Raw genomic sequence first — 20,553 nt, 5'->3', positions numbered from 1 at the left:
CCATTTTAATTTAACTTTTTCGAATACAAGAACGATCTGGAGCGGGGCCAGAATGTATATCGAACAAGATGTGCTTGTCGGGGGCTGTGAGCCGGTAGCTACGCGCGTTGTCCGTGCAGCCCAGTTGGCTCGGCAATGTATTGACCAGCGTCAGCCGGGTCATGTTCGTGCACAAGCGGAAGCTGCTTTGACGCTCCTGCTCGATGACCCTTCTCCAAAGGTTCGCATGGCGATGGCTGACGTGCTTTCGACCAGTGTGAATTCGCCTCTGCATATTATAACAATGCTTGCTGCTGATCAGCCGGAAGTAGCAGGATATATTCTTGCGCGTTCGACGCTTCTCAGTGATGCCGATCTGATTGATCGTGTGGCGTATGGCGCCCCGTCGATGCAGGTTCTTGTTGCAGCACGTCCTCATGTTTCGCTCGCAGTCGCTGCAGCAATTGCAGAAATTGGAGACAGTGAGGCAGTCGCTGAAATGCTGTTTAACAGTTGCGCCCGTATCGCTTCGGTTTCATTTCGACGCATGAGTGAGCGCTGTGGGCATGACGCTCTCGTGCGGGAGGCTCTGCTGGCCCATCCGCATCTGCCAGCCGAATGTCGTCATCTTTTGGCAGTGAAGGTAGGCGAAGTCCTGCAATCTCTCCTGCTGGTGAAGTTGCTTCTGGGTGAACGCCGCGCCAATAAGGTCATAGGCGACGCAACCACCCGTGCATCAATGCATCTGGCAGAAAACTGTTCGCATGAAGAGCTGCCGGCGCTGGTTGAGCATCTGCGCCTTCGAGGCGAGATAACGACCAGTTTCGTTATCCGCGCCGTTGCCGGGGGGCGTATAGACTTCTTTGCGAGCCTGATCGGCGCACTTTCTGATCTTGATGATGCCCGGATTTGCGCGATTATTTCGGGCGGTCGCCCGGCAGCTCTTGCAGCATTGCTACGCTCTGCCGGATTGAGCGATGCCACGCACACGCCCTTGATTGTCGCCATAGAAGCCTGGCGGGCCGTTGCTGCCGGTCGAAAGCGGATGGACGCTGCGGAAATATCGGCTCTTATGTGTGAGGCTGTCGGGGGTGGCCGGTTTGCTGCTGCCAATGATGATCTGGCGGCATTATTGCGTTCCATCCATCTGGAATTCATGCGGGAAACGGCACGGGATCGACTGCAGACTATTCCCGCAGCCTGATCAGTTTTGCTGCCGAAAAGGGCGGATAAGGCTGAGGCTGTAGCCGACTGCGATGCCCAGTATGGCTCCGGCAGCCTTGAAAACAAAGTCTATGAATTCACCGTGACGTCCTGGCGCGAGACGTTGCATTAATTCAAAAAGTGCAGCGCAGCCGACTGTCAGCAGAAGCACGCCCATCCAGTGGCGAGGATAGGCGAGGGCAAATAAGGCCCCCACCAGAAAGAAAGCAACAAAGCGCTCCAGATCTGCAGGTTCACCTGTTATCGGACGGAACTTTATCGGGCTGATCGTTACCGCAAGGATGGCCAGAAGTATCATCCAGGCGCCAATGCGCAAAAATCGCTTCATGAGAGCGCCTTTATTCGTCCGTGTATTCGCCAGGTGGCTCGTCTCGTTTGGGATCGCCACAACGCTGGTACATACGGTCGGTTATTGATGTTTTAATCTGGTTGCCGAATGGCAACTCATAATGGGAAATAACATCGACGCCCATACACCATTTAACGTCGTGAGGCGACAGGCCATAATTGGTTTCGAGAAAACCTAATGCGTAATTCATGCCCTCATCGCATTGGTCTGTCTTGCAGAAATTGCCGTCTCTGGCGAGCTGACGAATCGAGCCTTCCCCGATCTTGACCACGATTGGTTCAACGGCAAAAGGTGCAGCACCTATCACTGCGATGATCACAAGTCCGATTAAAGTAAATTTTATAGAGCGCCGCATGAATCGCCGTTTGTAAATGGTTCCGCAAGTTCATAACGCATGAGCGGCAATATCATGGCAAGTCGTAATCAACGGCAAACTAACGGAAATGCGGGGTTCTCCGGCCAATGCTCCTAGGAAAAGCAATTATCGCTTCTGCTGATACGTGAAGCCGGTCATCCCAGTTTCTGACCAGATTGTAGCTAGGTGTATTTTAGTTTGTTCGGTTTAATGTTGACTTTTACGTAAATGCAGGACCACAACGTTAGGCTCTAAACTAATTCGGTTTAGAGTCCGGTCCGCTCGATACAAGGCAGGAATGTTGTGGTGCGCGAATATTATACGATTACAGAGCTGACACGCGAGTTCGGTATTTCAACTCGTACTTTGCGCTTCTACGAAGATGAAGGCTTGATTGCCCCTGTGAGACGCGGTCGCACGCGGCTGTTTCGTCCTGCCGACCGTCATCTCCTGAAGCAGATTCTGCGGGGCAAGAGGCTCGGATTTTCCATCGCCGAAATTCACGAGATCATCCAGATGTATCGTGAACCGCCCGGCGAGACCGGACAGTTGAAGTTGCTCATGAAGCGCATCGAAGAAAAGCGTGGAGACCTTCGTCAGAAGCGGCGCGATATTGATGAAACGCTCGGCGAACTCGATCAGATCGAAGAGTCCTGCATCGAGCGTCTTGCCGAACTCGGCGTCAATACCTGATCAGTTCTGCGGAGCGTCGGGCACCGGAGAGCATATCTGTGCGATATCCTCGACCGTGCTGTTGTTCTCCTGGTCGATCTTGCCGCTGAAGACATCATCGAACAGTTTAGCCTTGTCCAGTTCGGTCACGACGCAGCCGCAGAATTGCTGACATAGCTGGTCGCTGCCATTCTGCAAGCATGCGGCCACGCAGGATTGTGTGAAAGCTTCACGCGGCGCTGGCTGTGCCGGCGGCATCAGTTGCGAGAACGCATAAACCAGTGCGATCAACACCGGCTGATGAATGAGATAGAAAGCCAGGCTGTGCCTGCCTATGAATGTCAGAGGCTTTTCCAGAAACTGTGGTTTGATTCCACCAGCCAATAGTTGAAGCCAGCCGAAGCGCTGAAAAATGCGCGCACCTGCTATGCCGATGAGAACAGCCCCGAACCAAGGAAACAGCGGCACGTAATCATTCGAGCGCGGCATCACGGTTGAAAGACCGACCCAGCTCAATACAGGATGGTTGAAAATGTCGGCGCGGGCATAGAGCGGAGCGCTGATGACAAATGCCGCAACGGCCAATGTTACAAGCGCGGGCAGGCGTACAAAAAGAAGACCGAGCACACTTGCCAGTGCGATTTGATGCAGGATGCCGAAGAAGATGAAGCTGTCTGGCGACATATACCATGTGACGGCTGAAATCGCGGCAGCAGCGGCAACGATCTGGGCAAGCCGTTTCCCCATAGGCTTCCAGCGAATGCCGTTGCCATGCGCTAGGACTAGGCTGAAGCCGACGAGAAACAGGAAGCTTGACGCGATACAGCGAGCGAAAAGCTTCCAGCCCCCTTGTGCGGTCGTGGCGGGAGCCATGTAGCCGAAGAACTCAAGGTCCCAGCCGAAATGGTAGATCGCCATAGCGATCAGCGCGATCCCACGTGCAATATCAATGCGCCCGAGGCGAACACGAGAGGAAGATGCTGCGGTACCCTGAGTCGTGATATTAGACATGGTTCCTTCCGGCTGGATAACAATGTCCGGCGGTTTTGATTCCAGGCAAATCTCTAACACAGCCTTTTGCAACACTATAGTATGCGGGCGCACACGGATTCGTGCTGGCATAGATGCGGGCAGGGCGCCTCATATTGGAGAGCTTGGTTGTTTTATAGTCTTTCGAAGATTTTTTGGCTGTTTTTTCAACCTCTCACGATCATCTTCGTTCTCGTCCTGCTTGCTTTTCTCGCCATGTGGCGTGGCTTTCGTCGATTCAGTATGAGTATGCTGGGGTTGTCGATGATCATTTTGTTTTTTGCGGCCTTTACGACACTGGGCGCTGTCTTGCTTGCTCCATTGGAAGACCGTTTCGCAAAGCCCGATGAAATGCCGCAACGCGTGGACGGAATAGTCGTGCTTGGTGGCTATATGAACGGTGAGATCAATGCAGGGCGCAAAGGTTTCGAGCTGAATAGTGCTGCTGACCGCATTTTTGAAGCAATGCGGCTGGCAAGGCTATATCCGAACGCTAAAGTCATTGTCTCCGGTGGTGACGGTGCCTTTTTTGAAGAATCCGCCAAAGAAGCAGATAGCACACGGAAGATGTTGATCGATCTCGGCTTTTCCGGCGAGCGCTATATTTATGAGAACAAGTCTCGCAACACTGTGGAGAATGCGGTTTTCTCGAAGGCATTGGCCCAGCCGAAGCCGGGTGAAACTTGGCTTCTGGTCACTTCGGCATATCATATGCCTCGATCCGTTGGTTGTTTTCGCAAAGCGGACTTCGATGTTGTTGCGTGGCCTGTAGATTATAAAACGCGCGCCAGCGAACGTTTTGCCCTCTATCTTGAATCTCCAAATGAAGCGCTGTCGCGGTTCAGCGTAGCCATGCGTGAATGGGTTGGGCTCACCGCTTATTGGTTGGCGGGAAAAACAGATATGCTTCTGCCTCAACCCTGATGCCGCATTTCTGCCGCCACTTTAAAGCTTTTATTAAGGTTAGTTGTCGGTAACTTATTGATAAATAATCGGTTCTGGAATGGCGTGTTAGACTTCGAAAAACTGTCGCCGCAATTCGGCCGTTTTTCGTCGTTGCGTTCTGGTAATCACGAAGCTATATGGTTGGTAACAGCGTTGTGAAGAATGCTGTGTAAAAGAGTTGCACAACAAGGTTGCCAAAATCTCCATGGACGAAACCGTTCAAAAATCCTGCTGGGGCGTTACGCTTTGGGCAGTCGTTGGTCTCGCTGCTGTCATTCTCATGGCCTATCTGTTCTCCGTTTAGAAGTTAGACGGAGTTACGTATTCCGGAAAATTGATGCCGCATTTCGGCATTCCGTTTGCGTTGATCCTTTCCTACATTATCTAATAGGGATGCGCAGTTTGCGCGTTAGCGACTTTTTGCCGAAGTTTGTCTAAAATAGACGATCGAGCAAATCGCGGGCGATGCTGCGATCAGGAATCAATCAGCCGCGTGACGGGCTGTAGAAGGTGTGGAATGTTTCTGTCGGTTTTCGATCTTTACAAGATTGGCATTGGGCCTTCCAGTTCGCATACGATGGGCCCGATGACGGCTGCGCGCATGTTTCTCAACGAAGTTATCGGCGGAAACTGGCCGAGGCCGGCGCATTCGAAAATTCACCGTTTGAAGGCAAGCCTGCATGGCTCGCTGGCTTATACCGGCGTTGGACATGCGACAGATCGGGCCGTTATTCTGGGGCTCTGCGGTTATCTGCCCGATACGATCGACCCTGATATCATGGACGCTGAAGTCGAGAGGGTTTTTGCTGAGAAGAAGGTGAATCCTGACGGGCATCCAGCCTATCATTTCGACCCGAAGGTCGATCTTGTACTGGATCGGAAGACGCCTTTGCCGGGACATGCCAACGGTATGGCTTTTTCCGCTTTCGATGCTGATGACAACCTCCTGCTGCGTCGGGCATATTTTTCAATCGGTGGCGGCTTTGTCGTGACCGAAGAAGAGCTGAGCCGCGTGCAGCGCAGCGGTGCGAAGCAGGACGACAAGGCTGACGTGCCGTTTCCGTTCCGCAGTGCTGCCGAAATGCTTGAAATGGCTCACGATAGCGGGCTGTCAATTGCGGAAATGAAGCGGGCCAATGAAGAAAAGCATATGGCACGCGAGGATCTGGATAGCGGTCTTGATCGCATTTGGGGAGCCATGCGCGGCTGTATCGAACGCGGATTGAGCCGTGATGGCGTCATGCCCGGCGGTTTGGGTGTTCGCCGTCGCGCCCGGATGATTCATGATAAGCTTCAGGACGATTGGCGTAACAATCGCAGCAACCCGCTTCTTGCGAATGACTGGCTGTCTGTCTATGCCATGGCCGTCAATGAGGAAAATGCTTCCGGTGGCAGGGTTGTGACCGCGCCGACGAATGGCGCTGCGGGTGTGGTGCCGGCAGTTCTGCGCTATTATCTGCATTTTCATGATGATGCCGATGAGAAAGGCATCCGCGATTTCCTTCTGACGTCTGCTGCTATTGGCGGTATCGTCAAGCACAATGCATCGATTTCAGGTGCCGAGGTCGGTTGTCAGGGCGAAGTGGGGTCAGCATCGGCTATGGCTGCCGCCGGACTTGCTGCTGTTCTGGGTGGTTCGCCGGAGCAGATTGAAAATGCCGCTGAAATTGCACTGGAACATCATCTTGGCATGACTTGCGACCCGGTTGCGGGGCTTGTGCAGGTGCCGTGTATCGAGCGCAATGCGCTTGGTGCTGTGAAGGCGGTGACAGCGGCGTCACTTGCCGTAAAGGGCGATGGCAAGCATTTTGTGCCGCTCGACGCCTGTATCGAGACGATGCGCCAGACTGGTCACGATATGAGCGAGCGCTACAAGGAAACCAGTCAGGGCGGTCTTGCCGTTAACGTGGTCGCCTGTTGATTAGCAATTCTGGATAGAATGCCATTCTTCAGGCTTGAAGCTCGCATTCGTCTTGGATAAATCACCCATATGGCTCTCAATCTCGTCAAACTTTGCGTCGGCTGTGACAGTATCGAAGATCTGGCAGCATGGATCGACTTCCGTCTTGCGGAACAGCGTGCGGCAGGCCTTGTGCCGGAGCAGTTTCACACCACGAGAATGGTGCCAAAACGAATCGATGAATTGCTGGAAGGCGGTTCGCTCTACTGGGTTATCAAAGGCAACGTCCAATGCCGTCAGCGTCTATTGGATGTCCGTCCGTTTACGGATAACGAAGGCATCAATCGTTGCCACCTTGTTCTCGAAGCCAAGGTTATTCCGACCGAGTGGCAGCCGCGTCGGGCCTTTCAGGGGTGGCGCTATTTGAAAGAGAATGAAGTGCCGCGTGACGAGGCAGCCGGAAAAGCGGGCAGGGCTGCCTTGCCGGCGGAATTGCGTCAGGAACTGGCTGCGCTGGGTTTACTTTGAAGGCGATGTATTCATTTGAGCACGCTTCGATCTGATAGAATCAGATCGGCGCTCTAATTACCTATTTTAACGCGCATCTTATCCGAAAACCATTTCACAGTTTTCGGATAAGATGCGCTCTAAAAAAAGGCCCGCCGGATAACCGGCAGGCCTTTTTCATTTCATATGTCAGTTGATCAATTTTCTATCGTCAGGCGTACAGAAACTCTATCAAAATTGACCGGCAAGGTCATACGCATGGAAGCTCGCGGCTGCACCAACCGCTTGTTGCGCGCCGCATGGCAGACAAGCAATCCGACCAGATCTTTGGTCTGAAAGCCGACGCCACGCCGCGTATCAGCAATTCGCAGTGCAGCCTGTTTAAGCCCTTGCACAGAGAACAATGCACCAAACGCTGAAGTCTTGCCTTCATCGTGTGTCCAGTCAGCGCTTTTGAACGGCGGCTGGCCGAAAGTTTCTCTCATATTTGACATCTCGAAACCCTCTACGCACTACAAATTCGGGTTTGAAGCTGGCAACGAGGGGGCAAAGCCCCTCGCAATCGATTAGTTCGCGACTGCATAGCAGCCGAAGTTTTTCTTCTTCAGCGATGTGCATGCATCCCAAGCAGCCTGCTTGGAGGAGAAGCCGACAAAGCGTGCGCGGTAGAAAGTTGCGCTGCCCTTGTTGAACGTCTCGGTATAGGGTGAGGCTGCGCGCAAGGTGCCGCCTGCCGTTGCTGAAGCCTTGGCCAGCATATCCCGCGCCTGGCCCTCACTCGGCAAAGAGCCGATCTGGATCGCCCAGCCGCCCGCAACAGGTGCGGAAGCGGTGGTGACCGGGTCGACATCCTGCGCTTGCGCAGACGGGACTGCGGCTTTCGGTGTCGGGCGGATGGCGGCCTGTGCGGCAAGAGCAGCCGGACGCGCGGTCGGCGCTGCAAGCGCCAGAACCTGTGGTTGGTCGCTGTCGCCTTCACCGCTTTCGTTGTTGATGACATCTTCCACAGCGGCAACCTGACGCGTTACTGGAACCGGTGCATTCTTGGCCTTGGGAAGATCTATCGAAGCAACAACCTGCGGTGCGTCGTTACGCATTGCGACCAGCGGTGCCGCGTTACGGCTGCGTGTTGCCATCGGGAGATATTTGCGGATGAGCTGAGCCATATGGGCATCGCGGCTTGCACCGGTATTGCCACCCATAACGACAGCTACGAGCCTACGACCATCCAGGCTGACTGAGGAGGCCAGATTGTAGCCAGACGCGTTGGTGTAGCCGGTCTTGATGCCATCCACGCCTTCAACGCGACCGAGCAAACGATTGTGACCGTTGATAGTTTGTCCGCGGAAAACGAAACTACGACGCGAGAAATAGGAGAATTCATTCGGAAAATGCTGGCGAAGCGCAATACTGAGGATTGCCATGTCGCGTGCAGTCGTGTGCTGTGCCATGTTCGGCAAGCCGGATGCGTTACGGAATGTCGTGCTGCGCATGCCCAGGCGACGTGCTTTGGAGGTCATCATCTGGGCGAATCGTTCTTCGGAGCCGCCGAGATATTCACCAACAGCAGTTGCCACGTCGTTCGCTGATTTCGTGATCATGGCAAGCGCGGCATCTTCAGCGCGAATGCTTTGTCCCGGACGGAATCCAATTTTTGTAGGCGGGCGTGCGGCAGCATAAGAGGACACCGGGATACGTGTGTCCTTGTTCATGCGGCCGGCCTGTATTGCCTCAAACAGCATATACAGGGTCATCATTTTCGTAAGAGAGGCAGGATAGCGCTGGGCATCCGCATTCGACGCAAAAAGCGTTTTGCCGGTATTTGCATCGATTACGATAGCTGCATATCTGTCGCTTGCCGCTATTGCCGGTATTGTTGTCGAAGCTGTAGAACACCCCGTTACAACTGCAAGGAGAAGGGTGGCTTGCGCCGCTCTTTTCAAGGCATATGCGACTTTACTAAATGCGGTACGCACGATGATGACCTACCTGTATCCCGGATTTTTTAAACTGCGACACAAAAGGCACACAGCGTCTAATTCGGTAATCCTACTGCCATCAGCGTTACCAATCCGTTTATGGTAACTGCGTTGTTCATAAATTTTGGAAAAAAATTGAGATGGCCGTAGTGCTGCAGCCGATCAAAATACGATCGTTTCGGTCACTCACGCAGATGTGTCATTGAAATGTGGCTTCGGCATCGGTGAGAAGGGAGCTGTGTCCAAAAACAAAAAAACTCGCTTGCGCGAGTTTAGTTTTGCTGCTGCCTTATATGGGTGGAAGAGGGAAAGCAGCTTATTTGAAACGAGTAGGTTTTAAAAAGATAATTTCTATTCTTATGCAAAATGCTTTTATTAATTTTTAGATTATGGACCAAAATTAGTATTTATTTCGCGTTGCCGAAACGGCAATTTGTATTCCGCCACCTATAGGGTGGTATTTTTTAGACCCAATTATTTTGGCTTATATTTAAGTGGCCTGAAATGCCCCGGCTATTTTACATAGCGTTGGCGCGCCAAGGCCTATCGTTCGGACGACACCATATAACTGTGTCAAGCCTCGTTATTGCAATAAGTCCCGGTTGCAAGTGCCAATGAAGGGCTTAAAATCACCACATGACGACCTACATAATAGGGCAAGTTGGGTCAGGCAGATGGGCATCCGGGTAATAGGTTTCATGAGGCATCTTGAAATAGTCATGCAAAGCAAGACTGACGGCGGAAATGGTCCGGAAAACGGCACCGTTGTGGTCACGCGTACACAGCCGAAGACCAAGAAGCCCAGCCTTTATCGTGTCCTGCTCCTCAACGACGACTACACACCCATGGAGTTCGTCGTTCATGTCCTGCAACGGTTCTTTCAGAAGAACCAGGATGATGCCACGCGCATCATGTTGCATGTTCACAATCACGGGGTCGGCGAGTGCGGCGTATTTACATACGAAGTCGCCGAAACCAAAGTCAGCCAGGTCATGGATTTCGCCCGCCAAAACCAGCATCCGCTGCAATGCGTGATGGAGAAAAAGTGAGGTCATATGCCATCGTTCTCCCCAAGCCTTGAAAGGGCCCTGCATCAAGCCCTCACAATAGCAAACGAGCGGCATCACGAATATGCGACGCTCGAACATCTTTTGCTTGCCTTGATCGACGATCAGGATGCGGGCGCAGTGATGCGTGCCTGCAGCGTCGACCTTGAGCATCTCAAACGTATCGTCACCGATTATGTTGATCGCGAACTTGATAACCTTGTTACGGGTTATGATGAGGATTCCAAACCAACTGCCGCTTTCCAGCGCGTCATTCAGCGTGCGGTCATCCATGTGCAGTCCTCGAATCGTGAGGAAGTGACCGGTGCAAATGTACTGGTCGCCATCTTTGCGGAACGGGAAAGCCATGCTGCTTATTTCCTCCAAGAGCAGCAGATGACCCGTTACGATGCTGTGAACTACATCTCGCACGGTATTTCAAAACGCCCGCAAAGTAGCGAAACCCGCCCACCGCGTGGCGCAGAGAGCGCAAGCGAAGAGCGGACAAGCACTGAGCAGGAAGAAAGCGCCAAGAAAAAGCAGGACGCGCTGTCCGCCTATTGCGTCAATCTGAATGAAAAGGCCAAAGCTGGTCGTATCGATCCGCTGATCGGTCGCGACAGCGAAATCAGCCGTACCATCCAGGTGCTTTGCCGCCGTTCGAAGAATAACCCGCTTTATGTGGGGGATCCCGGCGTCGGCAAAACCGCCATTGCCGAAGGTCTTGCCAAGCGAATCGTCGAAGGACAAGTGCCAGAGGCGCTTGCCGATGCAACGATCTTTTCGCTCGACATGGGCACGCTTCTGGCTGGCACGCGTTATCGCGGTGATTTCGAAGAACGTCTGAAGCAGGTCGTCAAGGAACTCGAAGAGTATCCGGGTGCGGTCTTGTTCATCGATGAGATTCACACCGTCATTGGTGCTGGCGCTACGTCAGGTGGTGCAATGGACGCATCGAACCTGTTGAAGCCCGCGCTTTCTTCAGGTGCCATCCGTTGCATCGGCTCGACCACCTATAAGGAATATCGTCAGTTCTTCGAGAAGGACCGTGCCTTGGTGCGTCGTTTCCAGAAGATCGATGTCAATGAGCCTTCGATCCCGGATGCGATTGAAATCATGAAAGGGCTGAAGCCTTATTTCGAGGACTTCCATAAGGTCAAGTACACGGTCGATGCTATCAAGACGGCAGTGGAATTGTCCGCGCGTTATATTTCGGATCGCAAATTGCCGGACAAGGCAATCGATGTGATTGACGAAACTGGCGCCAGTCAGATGCTGTTGCCTGAGAACAAACGCAAGAAGACCATCGGTGTAAAGGAAATCGAGGCGACAATCGCAACGATGGCCCGTATCCCGCCGAAGTCCGTATCGAAGGATGACGAACAGGTTCTGTCGCATCTTGATGCTGAGCTGAAGCGCGTTGTCTACGGTCAGGATCTGGCTATTGAAGCGCTGTCGGCCTCGATCAAGCTCGCGCGTGCTGGCTTGCGTGAACCTGACAAGCCAATCGGCTCCTACCTGTTCTCCGGCCCGACCGGCGTCGGTAAGACGGAAGTGGCTAAACAGCTGGCGAGCTCGCTCGGCGTGGAGCTTCTGCGTTTCGATATGTCGGAATATATGGAACGCCATACCGTATCGCGACTCATCGGTGCGCCTCCTGGCTATGTCGGCTTTGATCAGGGCGGCCTTCTGACAGATGGTGTGGATCAGCATCCGCATTGCGTGCTGCTGCTCGATGAAATCGAGAAGGCTCATCCGGATCTGTTCAACATTTTGTTGCAGGTGATGGATCACGGTTCGCTGACCGATCACAACGGCAAGAAGATCGATTTCCGCAATGTGATTTTGATCATGACCACCAATGCCGGTGCGTCGGATATGGCAAGGGCGGCAATCGGCTTCGGTTCCACTCGGCGTGAAGGCGACGATATGGAAGCGATCAACCGGCTGTTCACGCCGGAGTTCCGCAACCGTCTCGATGCGATCATTCCGTTCGGTCCGCTGCCTGTTCCTGTCATTCATCAGGTTGTGCAGAAGTTTGTGCTTCAGCTTGAGGCACAGCTTGCTGAACGAGGTGTGACCTTTGAACTGACCGAGGGTGCAATCGCCTGGCTTGCTGACAAGGGCTATGATGAGCGCATGGGTGCACGTCCGCTTGCCCGCGTTATCCAGGAGCACATCAAGAAGCCACTGGCCGATGAAGTGCTCTTCGGAAAACTCAAGCATGGCGGCACGGTTCGTGTGGATGTCGTGACCAAGCCGGACGGAAAGACTGATCTTTCGCTTGAAAGTGTGGCTGATAAGCCGGTAAGTCCGAAGAAGGACATTCCGGCTGAAAAGAAGCTGCCACAGCGCAAAAAGGCTACGCCGAAGAAGGCTGAGAAAGAAAAGGTGCTGGCAGGCAAGGTCGAGCCGACATCTAAAGCCTCTTCAAAGGCTTCGCCCGCAAAATCGTCGGTACCGAAAGTGCCACGAAAGAAATAATCAAGACCGGAAACGGCCCTCTTGGAGGGCCGTTTTTTTACGGGCATGCGAAGGTAATGCGTGAAAATTGAGGTTTTCCGACCTGAACGATAGAAACCGGGTGCAACTTGCTCGGACGTTGCTCTAACGTGCCTCCATGCCACCGATTCATTCCGATCATCCAGAGCAAAATCTAGAAGACCGTCGTCACATACGATGGTTCTTGCGCGGTTGTACGCGCATTTGCAGTATTCCGGCTCTTTTGCTGATGAGTTCGTTTATCGGTTTTGCAGGATTGGCGATCGAAAGCGGTATTACCGCTGTTCAGGCAGTCTTCATGACGCTGACCATCTGGGCGCTTCCAGCGAAAGTGGTGTTGATCGGCGCGATCAGCGCAGGTGCGGCTTTGCCCGCCACAGCGCTCGCAGTTGGCCTGTCTTCAGTGCGCCTGATGCCAATGGTGGTAGCCTTGCTTCCCGAGTTGCAGGGGCCGAAAACGCGGAAACTGACGCTTGCAGCTCTGTGTCATTTCGTTGCTGTCACTGCCTGGGTCATGGCCATGGAAGAGTTACGCAAGATCCCGCGTGATATGCGCACCAGCTATTTTGCGGGAATCGGTATGGTTCTGGTGGGAACCAATGCGATTGTTGTCGCCGTCGTCTATTCGTTATCGACGTCTTTTCCGCCAATTGTTTTCGCCGCGCTGTTTTTGCTGACGCCGATGTACTTTCTGACCTCGCTCTGGCGTTCAGCCAGAGAGCGGGCAGGGCAGGTTGCGATGATTTCCGGGATAGTTCTGTTTCCCATATTTCATCATCTGGCTCCGGGATATGACCTGCTGATTACGGGAGTTCTCGGCGGGCTGATAGCTTTCGGTTTTCACCGGATGCATCGCGTATCGGTGGGAGCAGTTGAATGAACTGGGATAGTTTTTCGAACTGGTGGTGGCCGTTTCTGTTTATTCTGCTGGCCGGAGCGCTTCCAACCTATCTGTTCCGTGTGATGGGGGTGCTGGTTGGCGGGCGTATACGCGAGGATTCAGAATTTCTCGTTCTCGTGCGCTGCGTCGCAACGGCTCTCGTTGCGGGTGTTATCGCGCAGCTTATTCTCTATCCAAATGGCGAACTGGCCAATTCGCCGGTCTGGCTGCGCGCGGGGTCTGCTGCAGCAGGATTTGCCGCTTTTCTCGTTACGGGCAAGCGATTGCTCGTTGGCGTGCTGGTTGCGGAAATCCTGCTGGTAATCGGTCTGCTTACACTTTGAAAGTGCGATTAATATCAGAGTGCTGCACGGATCTTTTCAGCGTTTGCTGAAAGAACTGCGGTGTCTTCCATCTGTCCGGTATGAGGCTTGAGCGCTACGCCTTCAAAGCGTGGGATCACATGGAAATGCAGATGATAAACGGTCTGGCCGGATGCCGGTTCGTTGAACTGCATGACGGTTACGCCATCGGCATTGAACGCCTTCTGCACGGCTTGCGCGATTTTCTGCACTACTTGCACAGCGTTCGCGAGGGTTTCCGGTTTGGCATCGAGGAGATTGCGTGACGGTGCCTTCGGCACGACCAGCGTATGGCCCGTGCCTTGCGGCATCACATCCATGAAAGCAACGATATCGTCCGTTTCGTATACACGGGTGGACGGGATTTCCCCGCGCAGAATTTTGGCGAAGATATTGTTGTCGTCATAGGTGCCGGACATGCGATTCTCTCCAATGCGAAATGTTTGGCAGGATCAGACCGTATCAAGTCGCGTTAGGCAAGGTGGACGAGGTCAATCATCCCTGAAGGGCGAATGTTCTTCCAGGGTGCTCTGAATTTGTTGGACCTCACGGCGTTCATGATCGAGATAGTCGCGCACGGCGTTTCGAAAGCCTTCATGAACAATGTAATGTGCTGAATGGGTCGTGACCGGTACGTAACCGCGCGCAATTTTATGCTCGCCCTGTGCGCCAGCTTCTACAACACTAAGCTTTCGATCGATGGCAAAGTCGATCGCCTGATGATAACAAACCTCGAAATGTAGATAGGGATGATCTTCAATGCAGCCCCAGTGACGGCCAAAGAGGGTGTCGCCTCCAATGAAATTGATCGCACCGGCAATGTAATGTCCGTTGCGTTTGGCCATGACGAGCAGGATGTCTTCCGCCATGCTTTCGCCGATTAGCGAAAAGAACTGCCTGTTCAGATAAGGCCGTCCCCATTTGCGACTGCCTGTGTCCATATAGAATCTAAAAAAATCATCCCAGACTGCTTCTGTGAGGTCATTGCCGGTCAGCCAGTCGATTTCAATGCCATCCGACAAGGCTTCACGCCGTTCTTTCTTCAGCGCCTTACGCTTTCGCGATACAAGCTCATTCAGGAAATCATCATAGCTTTTAAAGCTATTGTTTTTAAAGTGAAACTGCTGATCTGTGCGATGGAGAAAGCCCGCTTGCTCCAGTGAGGAAATTTCATCGGGTAGCGCAAACGTTACATGCGCTGATGAGACCCCGGTTTGATCTGCTAGTTCACGCAGCCCGCCAGCCAAGGCCAGGCGAACAGCCTCGCTTTCATAGGCGACATGGTTGAGCAAACGTGGCCCGGTGGCTGGTGTGAAAGGCACTGCTGCCTGAAATTTTGGATAATATCGACCTCCGGCGCGCTCGAAAGCATCAGCCCATCCATGGTCAAAGACATATTCTCCCTGACTATGCCCCTTGAGATAGTTCGGCACAGCTCCGATGAGACGGCCTCGGTCGTCTTCAAGACGTAAGTGACGTGGAAGCCAGCCTGCCTTCTGCGAAACAGAGCCTGATTTTTCCAAAGCCGACAGGAAGTTACGGGTAATGAAGGGATTGTAATTTATGTCCTGCCGGGATGCCCCGACAAGACCGTTCCATTCGTCTGCCGTGAATTCGCTGATATTCTCAACGACACGAAGAACGAAGCTTTGTTCATTCTGCGGATCTTCGTCGTTCACCGCTATTCCTTTGCCGTTATCGCGCACATTCTGTGGCGCTCGGCGCGTTGTCGTCAAGCCACGAGGGCGCGCGGATCGAAGCCTTCGAACGTGATCTGGTCGACATTGAGGTCGCTATGGCTTTGCATTTCTCGATCCCGGATGGTCCAGCTGATCACCGGCATTTGCAACTTCTCCCGAACGAAAGTAACGAATGGATTCGGCAGGTGATGCACGTTATAGGATACGAAGGAAATGCCATGCGCCAGCATGGAGAAATGTCGTTCAAAGTCTTCCGTGCGCGTACCTTCGGCGGTTAGACCGCCAGGAATTCCCGGTGCATCTGCCGCGAAACGGCGGATCAGATGGTGATCGAAAGACATGATCGCGGCTTCACCCTTATAGGAAGCCAGTTCTCTGGCGGTCGCGGCGACCAGACCGTCATCTTTGCCTTCGATGCCCTTCAGTTCGATGACGAGAGGCACGCGACCATCAACCAGTTCAAGCATTTGACGAAGCGTCGGCACGTGATCGGCGGTACCGCCGATCTTCAGCGCGGTCGCTTCCGCCAGTGTCAAATCGCTGATGCGACCCTCGCGACCGGCGAGGCGCTTCAGTTCATCATCATGAAAGACAACAACGCCGCCGTCACAGGTGAGATGAACATCGCATTCGATGGCAAAACCCGCTTTGGCTGCGGCTTCGAACGCTGAAAGGGTGTTTTCCCAGCGTTCCCTATTGAGATCATGCAATCCGCGATGGGCAATGGGACGCTTCTTGATCCAGTCGATGGAAGTCATATCAGGCAACCTCGATGATCGCTTCAATTTCTACCGGTGCATTGAGCGGCAGGCTGGCAACGCCAACTGCCGAGCGTGCATGCTTGCCTGCATCACCGAGAATCGCCACCAGGAGATCGGATGCGCCATTGGCAACAAGATGCTGCTCGACGAAATCAGGCGTGGAGGCCACGAAGACGGTAATCTTCACAATCCGCTTGATACGTTCGAGGTCGCCGAGTGCTGCTTTTGCTTGGGCAAGAATGTTAATGGCGCAGGCACGCGCCGCAGCTTGTCCATGCGCGACTGTCAACTCATCGCCGATCTGACCGGTATGCACAAGCTTGCCGCCGTCCAGTGGAAGCTGGCCAGATGTCAGGAGCAGAGAACCGCTTTGCGCAAAAGGGACATAATTGGCGGCAGGTGCCGCGGCTTCCGGGATGGATATACCCAGATTTTTAAGGCGGCTGTCGATCGTATCGGTCATTGCATTAATCCTTGCTTGCAAAGGTACTTCGCGATCTACCTATAGGCAGAATCGGTGAAGCTTTTGGGAAGGGTGCGTTTTTTGCCTCGCTTCCGCCACGAGTTTTTTTATCATGCTCGTCAACTCATCGGGAGATTTATGTATGCGTTTTTTCAAGAGTGCGGTTGCGGCGAGTGGAACGGCTGCTTGTGTATGGGCCGGGTTTGCTGGCGTCGCCCATGCGGCCTCGACGGTAACGTTGGTTCCACATCGCGCAGTCTATGATCTGACCCTGGATCGTGCCGATGAAAAGTCGGGCATCAGCGGTTTGACCGGTCGTATGGTTTACGAGTTCAACGGATCTGCGTGTGAAGGCTACACGACCAATTTTCGCTTCGTCACGCGGATCGATATGGAAGAACAGCCTCAGCGGGTGACGGATCAGCAGACGACGACTTTTGAAGGCGCGGACGGAAAAAACTTCCGCTTTGTCAACAAGACCTTCGTGGACAAGGAGCTGGTCAAGGAAGTACGCGGTGACGCCAAGCTCGAGGGCGGGAAGACAGTCGTTGAGTTGAGCAAGCCGAAGGAAAACAAGCTGGATCTTAAGGGAACGCAGTTTCCGACGGGGCATATGGAAGAGCTGATCGGAAAAGCGGAAGCCGGACAGAAATTCTATCAGACGTCGCTTTTCGATGCCTCTGAAGATGCTGACCGGGTGGTTGCTACCACTGTGGTTGTCGGTAAGGAGCAGGCCCTGCCGGATGATGAGACCAAGGTGATGGGCAAATTTTCCAAGGATCAGGTCTGGCCGGTGACGATTGCCTATTTCGACGATAAGGAAAAGCAGGACGGCCTGCCGATCTACCGCATCAATTTCAAGCTCTATCGCAATGGCATTACCCGCGACCTCACAATGGACTACGGAGATTTTTCCATGCGCGGAAAACTCGTGAAGCTTGATGTCTACGACGCGGCAAAGCAGGCCGCATCCTGCAAATAGCACGTTGACTGGCGTGTTCGTTTGCTTGTTCAGTGCTATATTGTGCAGATGACTTGCAATTTGCGGCGCGATCAGTTAACAGCGCGCCTATTCCACACACGGGATTGGGCTTTTGCAGGGAGAAATCCTGCCTCAGCCTCCGGTGGCGAGCAATCGCCTCAGCCCGTGGAGGTTCAACCGGAAAAGGAAAATACAGATGGCATTGCCTGATTTCAGCATGCGCCAGCTTCTGGAAGCTGGTGTTCACTTCGGCCACCAGACCCATCGCTGGAACCCGAAAATGGCACCATACATCTATGGTGATCGTAACAACATCCACATTCTCGATCTGTCCCAGACCGTTCCTCTGCTGCACAATGCGCTGAAGATCGTTTCGGACACCGTTGCTCGCGGCGGTCGCGTTCTGTTCGTCGGCACGAAGCGTCAGGCTTCGGACATCATTGCCGATGCAGCAAACCGTTCGGCACAGTACTACGTCAACGCTCGCTGGCTCGGCGGCATGATGACCAACTGGAAGACGATCTCCAACTCGATCCAGCGTCTGCGCAAGCTCGACGAACTTCTGGCCGGCGAAGGCCAGGGCTTCACCAAGAAGGAACTTCTGAACCTTCAGCGTGAGCGTGAAAAGCTTGACCGCGCCTTGGGCGGTATCAAGGACATGGGTTCGGTTCCGGACCTGATGTTCATTATCGACACCAACAAGGAAGCGATTGCTATTCAGGAAGCCAAGCGTCTTGGTATTCCGGTTGTCGCCGTGATCGATTCGAACTGCGATCCTGACCAGATCGATTACCCGATCCCAGGCAACGACGACGCTGCACGCGCTATCGCTCTTTATTGCGATCTGATCGCCCGCGCTGCTCTCGACGGCATTGCTCGTCAGCAGGGTGCAATGGGCATCGACGTCGGTGCGCAGGCTGAGGCTCCAGTTGAGCCAGCCCTCGAAGCTCCGGCTGCAGGCGCTTAATCAGCGTGTGATTTCATCCATCCGTCATATCTTTGATAGGGCGGGTGGATAATTTCGTTTCATCCCGGTGCGGGATTGTGATTCCTGAAGTGCAATGCTCAGGTCGGATCGCGGTCCAGAAACCAAGCGCCGGTTAAAAGTTGGCACACCCATCCGGTGTGCCTTCGCTTTCATGAAAGGCGACATCATGAGCATTTCCGCATCTCTCGTCAAAGAACTCCGCGACCTCACCGGCGCCGGCATGATGGACTGCAAGGCCGCACTTGCTGAAACCAATGGCGATATCGAAGCTGCCGTTGATTGGCTGCGCGCCAAGGGTATCGCAAAGGCTGACAAGAAGGCTGGCCGTACGGCTGCCGAAGGTCTGGTTGGCGTTGCAGCTTCCGGCAACAAGGCCGTTGTCGTTGAAGTGAACTCCGAAACTGACTTCGTTGCTCGCAACGATGCCTTCCAGGACCTCGTCCGTAAGATTGCCCAGGCTGCTCTGTCGACCGATGGTTCTACGGAAGCTGTAGCCAACGCCGATATTGACGGCAAGACTGTTACGCAGGCTGCCAAGGATGCAGTTGCAACCATCGGCGAAAACATCGGTTTCCGTCGTTCGGCTGCACTCAGCGTTCCGCAGGGCGTTGTCGCGACCTACATTCACAATGGTGTTGCTGATGGCCTCGGCAAGCTCGGCGTTCTCGTTGCAATCGAAACCGCTGGCGACGCAGAAGCTGCAAACGCATTCGGCCGCCAGGTCGCCATGCACGTTGCTGCAATCAACCCGCTGGCTCTGACCGCCGAAGACGTCGATCCGGCTGCCGCCGAGCGCGAGAAGGCGATCTTCATCGAGCAGGCCCGTGAGTCTGGCAAGCCGGACAACATCATCGAGAAGATGATTGAAGGCCGTATGCGCAAGTTCTACGAAGAAGTTGTTCTTCTTTCGCAGGCGTTCGTCATCAATCCGGACCTTACGGTTGCAGCTGCCCTCAAGGAAGCTGAAAAGACCATCGGCGCTCCGGCCAAGATCGTCGGCTTTGCTCGCATCGCTCTCGGCGAAGGCATCGAGAAGGAAGAGACCGATTTCGCTGCTGAAGTGGCTGCTGCTGCCAAGGGCTAAAACTGTTATTGCCTGAAAAGGCTTTTGATTATGAAGGGCATCGCGTGACAACGCGGTGCCCTTCGTGTATCGGAACCCGAACACAACCAGTTGATCACAATCTGCGGAGAGCATCCAATGTCCGGTAAGCCCGCCTACAAACGCGTCCTTTTGAAAGCCTCGGGCGAGGCATTGATGGGCAGTCAGGGCTTTGGCATCGACGTTTCCGTCGCGGACCGTATTGCAAGCGATATCAAGCAGGCGCGGTCGCTCGGCGTTGAAGTTGGTGTGGTGATTGGCGGTGGTAATATTTTCCGCGGCGTCGCTGTGGCCTCAAAAGGCGGAGACCGCGTCACCGGCGATCACATGGGGATGCTGGCCACGGTTATCAACTCGCTGGCACTTCGCACCTCCCTACATAAGATCGATGTTGATTCCGTGGTGCTTTCGGCCATAGCCATGCCGGAAATCTGTGAGAGCTTTTCGCAGAGAAAGGCCACGGCCTATATGGACGAAGGCAAGGTCGTGATTTTTGCCGGCGGCACCGGAAATCCTTTCTTCACGACGGATTCGGCGGCAGCTCTTCGCGCTGCGGAAATTGAAGCCGATGCTCTTTTGAAGGGCACACAGGTCGATGGGATCTACTCTGCGGACCCGAAAAAGGATCCGAATGCAACGCGTTTCGATCAGCTGACGCACAAAGAAGTTCTCGATCGCGGGCTCGCAGTCATGGATACAGCCGCTGTTGCCCTTGCGCGTGAGAACAACATTCCGATAATAGTCTATTCCATCCATGAAAACGGCGGCTTGGCCGAAATTCTGCAAGGCAAGGGACGCTGCACGATCGTTTCCGATAATTGATCGACC

General features: G+C 53.8%; 22 protein-coding genes. 13 read left to right on the top strand and 9 right to left on the bottom strand.

Going from position 1 to position 20,553, the window contains the following annotated elements:
• Nucleotides 1-52 precede the first annotated feature (52 nt).
• Complete coding sequence (locus tag CQZ93_RS07625) at nucleotides 53-1,183, top strand: DUF2336 domain-containing protein (RefSeq protein ID WP_105542046.1); 1,131 nt, start codon at nucleotides 53-55, stop codon at nucleotides 1,181-1,183.
• Here the strand turns inward: CQZ93_RS07625 and CQZ93_RS07620 are convergent, their stop codons facing one another.
• Together CQZ93_RS07620 and CQZ93_RS07615 are read right to left on the bottom strand one after the other, a co-directional pair.
• The gene (locus tag CQZ93_RS07620; RefSeq protein WP_105542045.1) at nucleotides 1,184-1,531 is read right to left on the bottom strand and encodes a VanZ family protein; all 348 of its coding nucleotides are present in this window, start codon (nucleotides 1,529-1,531) and stop codon (nucleotides 1,184-1,186) included. It lies immediately after the preceding gene.
• Nucleotides 1,532-1,541: 10 nt separating this feature from the next.
• Complete coding sequence (locus tag CQZ93_RS07615) at nucleotides 1,542-1,907, bottom strand: hypothetical protein (RefSeq protein ID WP_105542044.1); 366 nt, start codon at nucleotides 1,905-1,907, stop codon at nucleotides 1,542-1,544.
• A gap of 306 nt (nucleotides 1,908-2,213) precedes the next feature.
• Between CQZ93_RS07615 and CQZ93_RS07610 the strand changes: the two genes are divergently transcribed.
• Complete coding sequence (locus CQZ93_RS07610; protein WP_105542043.1) at nucleotides 2,214-2,600, top strand: MerR family transcriptional regulator; 387 nt, start codon at nucleotides 2,214-2,216, stop codon at nucleotides 2,598-2,600.
• On the opposite strand, the gene CQZ93_RS07605 is transcribed toward CQZ93_RS07610, so the two are convergent.
• Complete coding sequence (locus CQZ93_RS07605) at nucleotides 2,601-3,590, bottom strand: heparan-alpha-glucosaminide N-acetyltransferase (protein WP_105542042.1); 990 nt, start codon at nucleotides 3,588-3,590, stop codon at nucleotides 2,601-2,603.
• A 147-nt stretch (nucleotides 3,591-3,737) separates the two neighbouring features.
• Between CQZ93_RS07605 and CQZ93_RS07600 the strand changes: the two genes are divergently transcribed.
• From CQZ93_RS07600 to CQZ93_RS07590, 3 genes are all read left to right on the top strand, one after another.
• Nucleotides 3,738-4,532, top strand: coding sequence for a YdcF family protein (locus CQZ93_RS07600; protein ID WP_105542041.1), 795 nt, complete (start codon nucleotides 3,738-3,740; stop codon nucleotides 4,530-4,532).
• A 538-nt stretch (nucleotides 4,533-5,070) separates the two neighbouring features.
• Entirely contained in the window at nucleotides 5,071-6,474 is a 1,404-nt protein-coding gene (locus tag CQZ93_RS07595) for an L-serine ammonia-lyase (RefSeq protein ID WP_105542040.1), read from the top strand.
• A gap of 69 nt (nucleotides 6,475-6,543) precedes the next feature.
• Complete coding sequence (locus tag CQZ93_RS07590) at nucleotides 6,544-6,981, top strand: DUF1489 family protein (RefSeq protein ID WP_105542039.1); 438 nt, start codon at nucleotides 6,544-6,546, stop codon at nucleotides 6,979-6,981.
• Between the two features lie 176 nt (nucleotides 6,982-7,157).
• Here the strand turns inward: CQZ93_RS07590 and CQZ93_RS07585 are convergent, their stop codons facing one another.
• Together CQZ93_RS07585 and CQZ93_RS07580 are read right to left on the bottom strand one after the other, a co-directional pair.
• Nucleotides 7,158-7,454: a hypothetical protein gene (locus CQZ93_RS07585; RefSeq protein ID WP_105542038.1), complete on the bottom strand. Its 297-nt coding sequence runs from the start codon at nucleotides 7,452-7,454 to the stop codon at nucleotides 7,158-7,160.
• A 72-nt stretch (nucleotides 7,455-7,526) separates the two neighbouring features.
• Nucleotides 7,527-8,936 (bottom strand): D-alanyl-D-alanine carboxypeptidase family protein, encoded by a 1,410-nt coding sequence (locus CQZ93_RS07580; RefSeq protein ID WP_105542037.1) that lies wholly within the window; start codon nucleotides 8,934-8,936, stop codon nucleotides 7,527-7,529.
• A gap of 722 nt (nucleotides 8,937-9,658) precedes the next feature.
• Between CQZ93_RS07580 and clpS the strand changes: the two genes are divergently transcribed.
• From clpS to CQZ93_RS07560, 4 genes are all read left to right on the top strand, one after another.
• A complete protein-coding gene (gene clpS, locus CQZ93_RS07575; protein WP_061346484.1) occupies nucleotides 9,659-9,988 on the top strand; it encodes an ATP-dependent Clp protease adapter ClpS in 330 nt (109 codons plus the stop codon).
• A 6-nt stretch (nucleotides 9,989-9,994) separates the two neighbouring features.
• Nucleotides 9,995-12,469: an ATP-dependent Clp protease ATP-binding subunit ClpA gene (clpA, locus tag CQZ93_RS07570; protein ID WP_105542036.1), complete on the top strand. Its 2,475-nt coding sequence runs from the start codon at nucleotides 9,995-9,997 to the stop codon at nucleotides 12,467-12,469.
• A gap of 247 nt (nucleotides 12,470-12,716) precedes the next feature.
• Nucleotides 12,717-13,367 (top strand): AzlC family ABC transporter permease, encoded by a 651-nt coding sequence (locus CQZ93_RS07565; protein WP_422616083.1) that lies wholly within the window; start codon nucleotides 12,717-12,719, stop codon nucleotides 13,365-13,367.
• A complete protein-coding gene (locus CQZ93_RS07560) occupies nucleotides 13,364-13,711 on the top strand; it encodes an AzlD domain-containing protein (RefSeq protein ID WP_105542034.1) in 348 nt (115 codons plus the stop codon). Before CQZ93_RS07565 ends, CQZ93_RS07560 begins: the two co-directional genes overlap by 4 nt.
• Nucleotides 13,712-13,725: 14 nt before the next feature.
• Here the strand turns inward: CQZ93_RS07560 and CQZ93_RS07555 are convergent, their stop codons facing one another.
• The 4 genes from CQZ93_RS07555 to CQZ93_RS07540 form a co-directional block, all read right to left on the bottom strand.
• Complete coding sequence (locus CQZ93_RS07555) at nucleotides 13,726-14,148, bottom strand: HIT family protein (RefSeq protein WP_105542033.1); 423 nt, start codon at nucleotides 14,146-14,148, stop codon at nucleotides 13,726-13,728.
• Nucleotides 14,149-14,220: 72 nt separating this feature from the next.
• Nucleotides 14,221-15,408 (bottom strand): GNAT family N-acetyltransferase, encoded by a 1,188-nt coding sequence (locus CQZ93_RS07550; protein WP_105542032.1) that lies wholly within the window; start codon nucleotides 15,406-15,408, stop codon nucleotides 14,221-14,223.
• A 53-nt stretch (nucleotides 15,409-15,461) separates the two neighbouring features.
• A complete protein-coding gene (locus CQZ93_RS07545; RefSeq protein ID WP_105542031.1) occupies nucleotides 15,462-16,187 on the bottom strand; it encodes a glycerophosphodiester phosphodiesterase in 726 nt (241 codons plus the stop codon).
• Between the two features lies 1 nt (nucleotide 16,188).
• Complete coding sequence (locus CQZ93_RS07540) at nucleotides 16,189-16,653, bottom strand: RidA family protein (RefSeq protein ID WP_105542030.1); 465 nt, start codon at nucleotides 16,651-16,653, stop codon at nucleotides 16,189-16,191.
• Nucleotides 16,654-16,795: 142 nt separating this feature from the next.
• Between CQZ93_RS07540 and eipB the strand changes: the two genes are divergently transcribed.
• The 4 genes from eipB (at nucleotide 16,796) to pyrH (ending at nucleotide 20,547) form a co-directional block, all read left to right on the top strand.
• Nucleotides 16,796-17,635 carry a cell envelope integrity protein EipB gene (gene eipB, locus CQZ93_RS07535; protein ID WP_105542029.1) on the top strand — a complete coding sequence of 280 codons (840 nt, stop codon included), beginning with the start codon at nucleotides 16,796-16,798 and terminating at the stop codon, nucleotides 17,633-17,635.
• A 196-nt stretch (nucleotides 17,636-17,831) separates the two neighbouring features.
• Complete coding sequence (gene rpsB, locus CQZ93_RS07530; protein ID WP_105542028.1) at nucleotides 17,832-18,602, top strand: 30S ribosomal protein S2; 771 nt, start codon at nucleotides 17,832-17,834, stop codon at nucleotides 18,600-18,602.
• A 187-nt stretch (nucleotides 18,603-18,789) separates the two neighbouring features.
• Entirely contained in the window at nucleotides 18,790-19,707 is a 918-nt protein-coding gene (gene tsf, locus CQZ93_RS07525) for a translation elongation factor Ts (protein WP_105543219.1), read from the top strand.
• A 117-nt stretch (nucleotides 19,708-19,824) separates the two neighbouring features.
• Complete coding sequence (gene pyrH / locus CQZ93_RS07520) at nucleotides 19,825-20,547, top strand: UMP kinase (RefSeq protein WP_105542027.1); 723 nt, start codon at nucleotides 19,825-19,827, stop codon at nucleotides 20,545-20,547.
• The last annotated feature ends 6 nt before the right edge of the window (nucleotides 20,548-20,553 follow it).

This window comes from Ochrobactrum vermis, assembly GCF_002975205.1.
Taxonomy (GTDB): domain Bacteria; phylum Pseudomonadota; class Alphaproteobacteria; order Rhizobiales; family Rhizobiaceae; genus Brucella; species Brucella vermis.
This window is presented reverse-complemented; position numbering and strand designations above follow the sequence as displayed.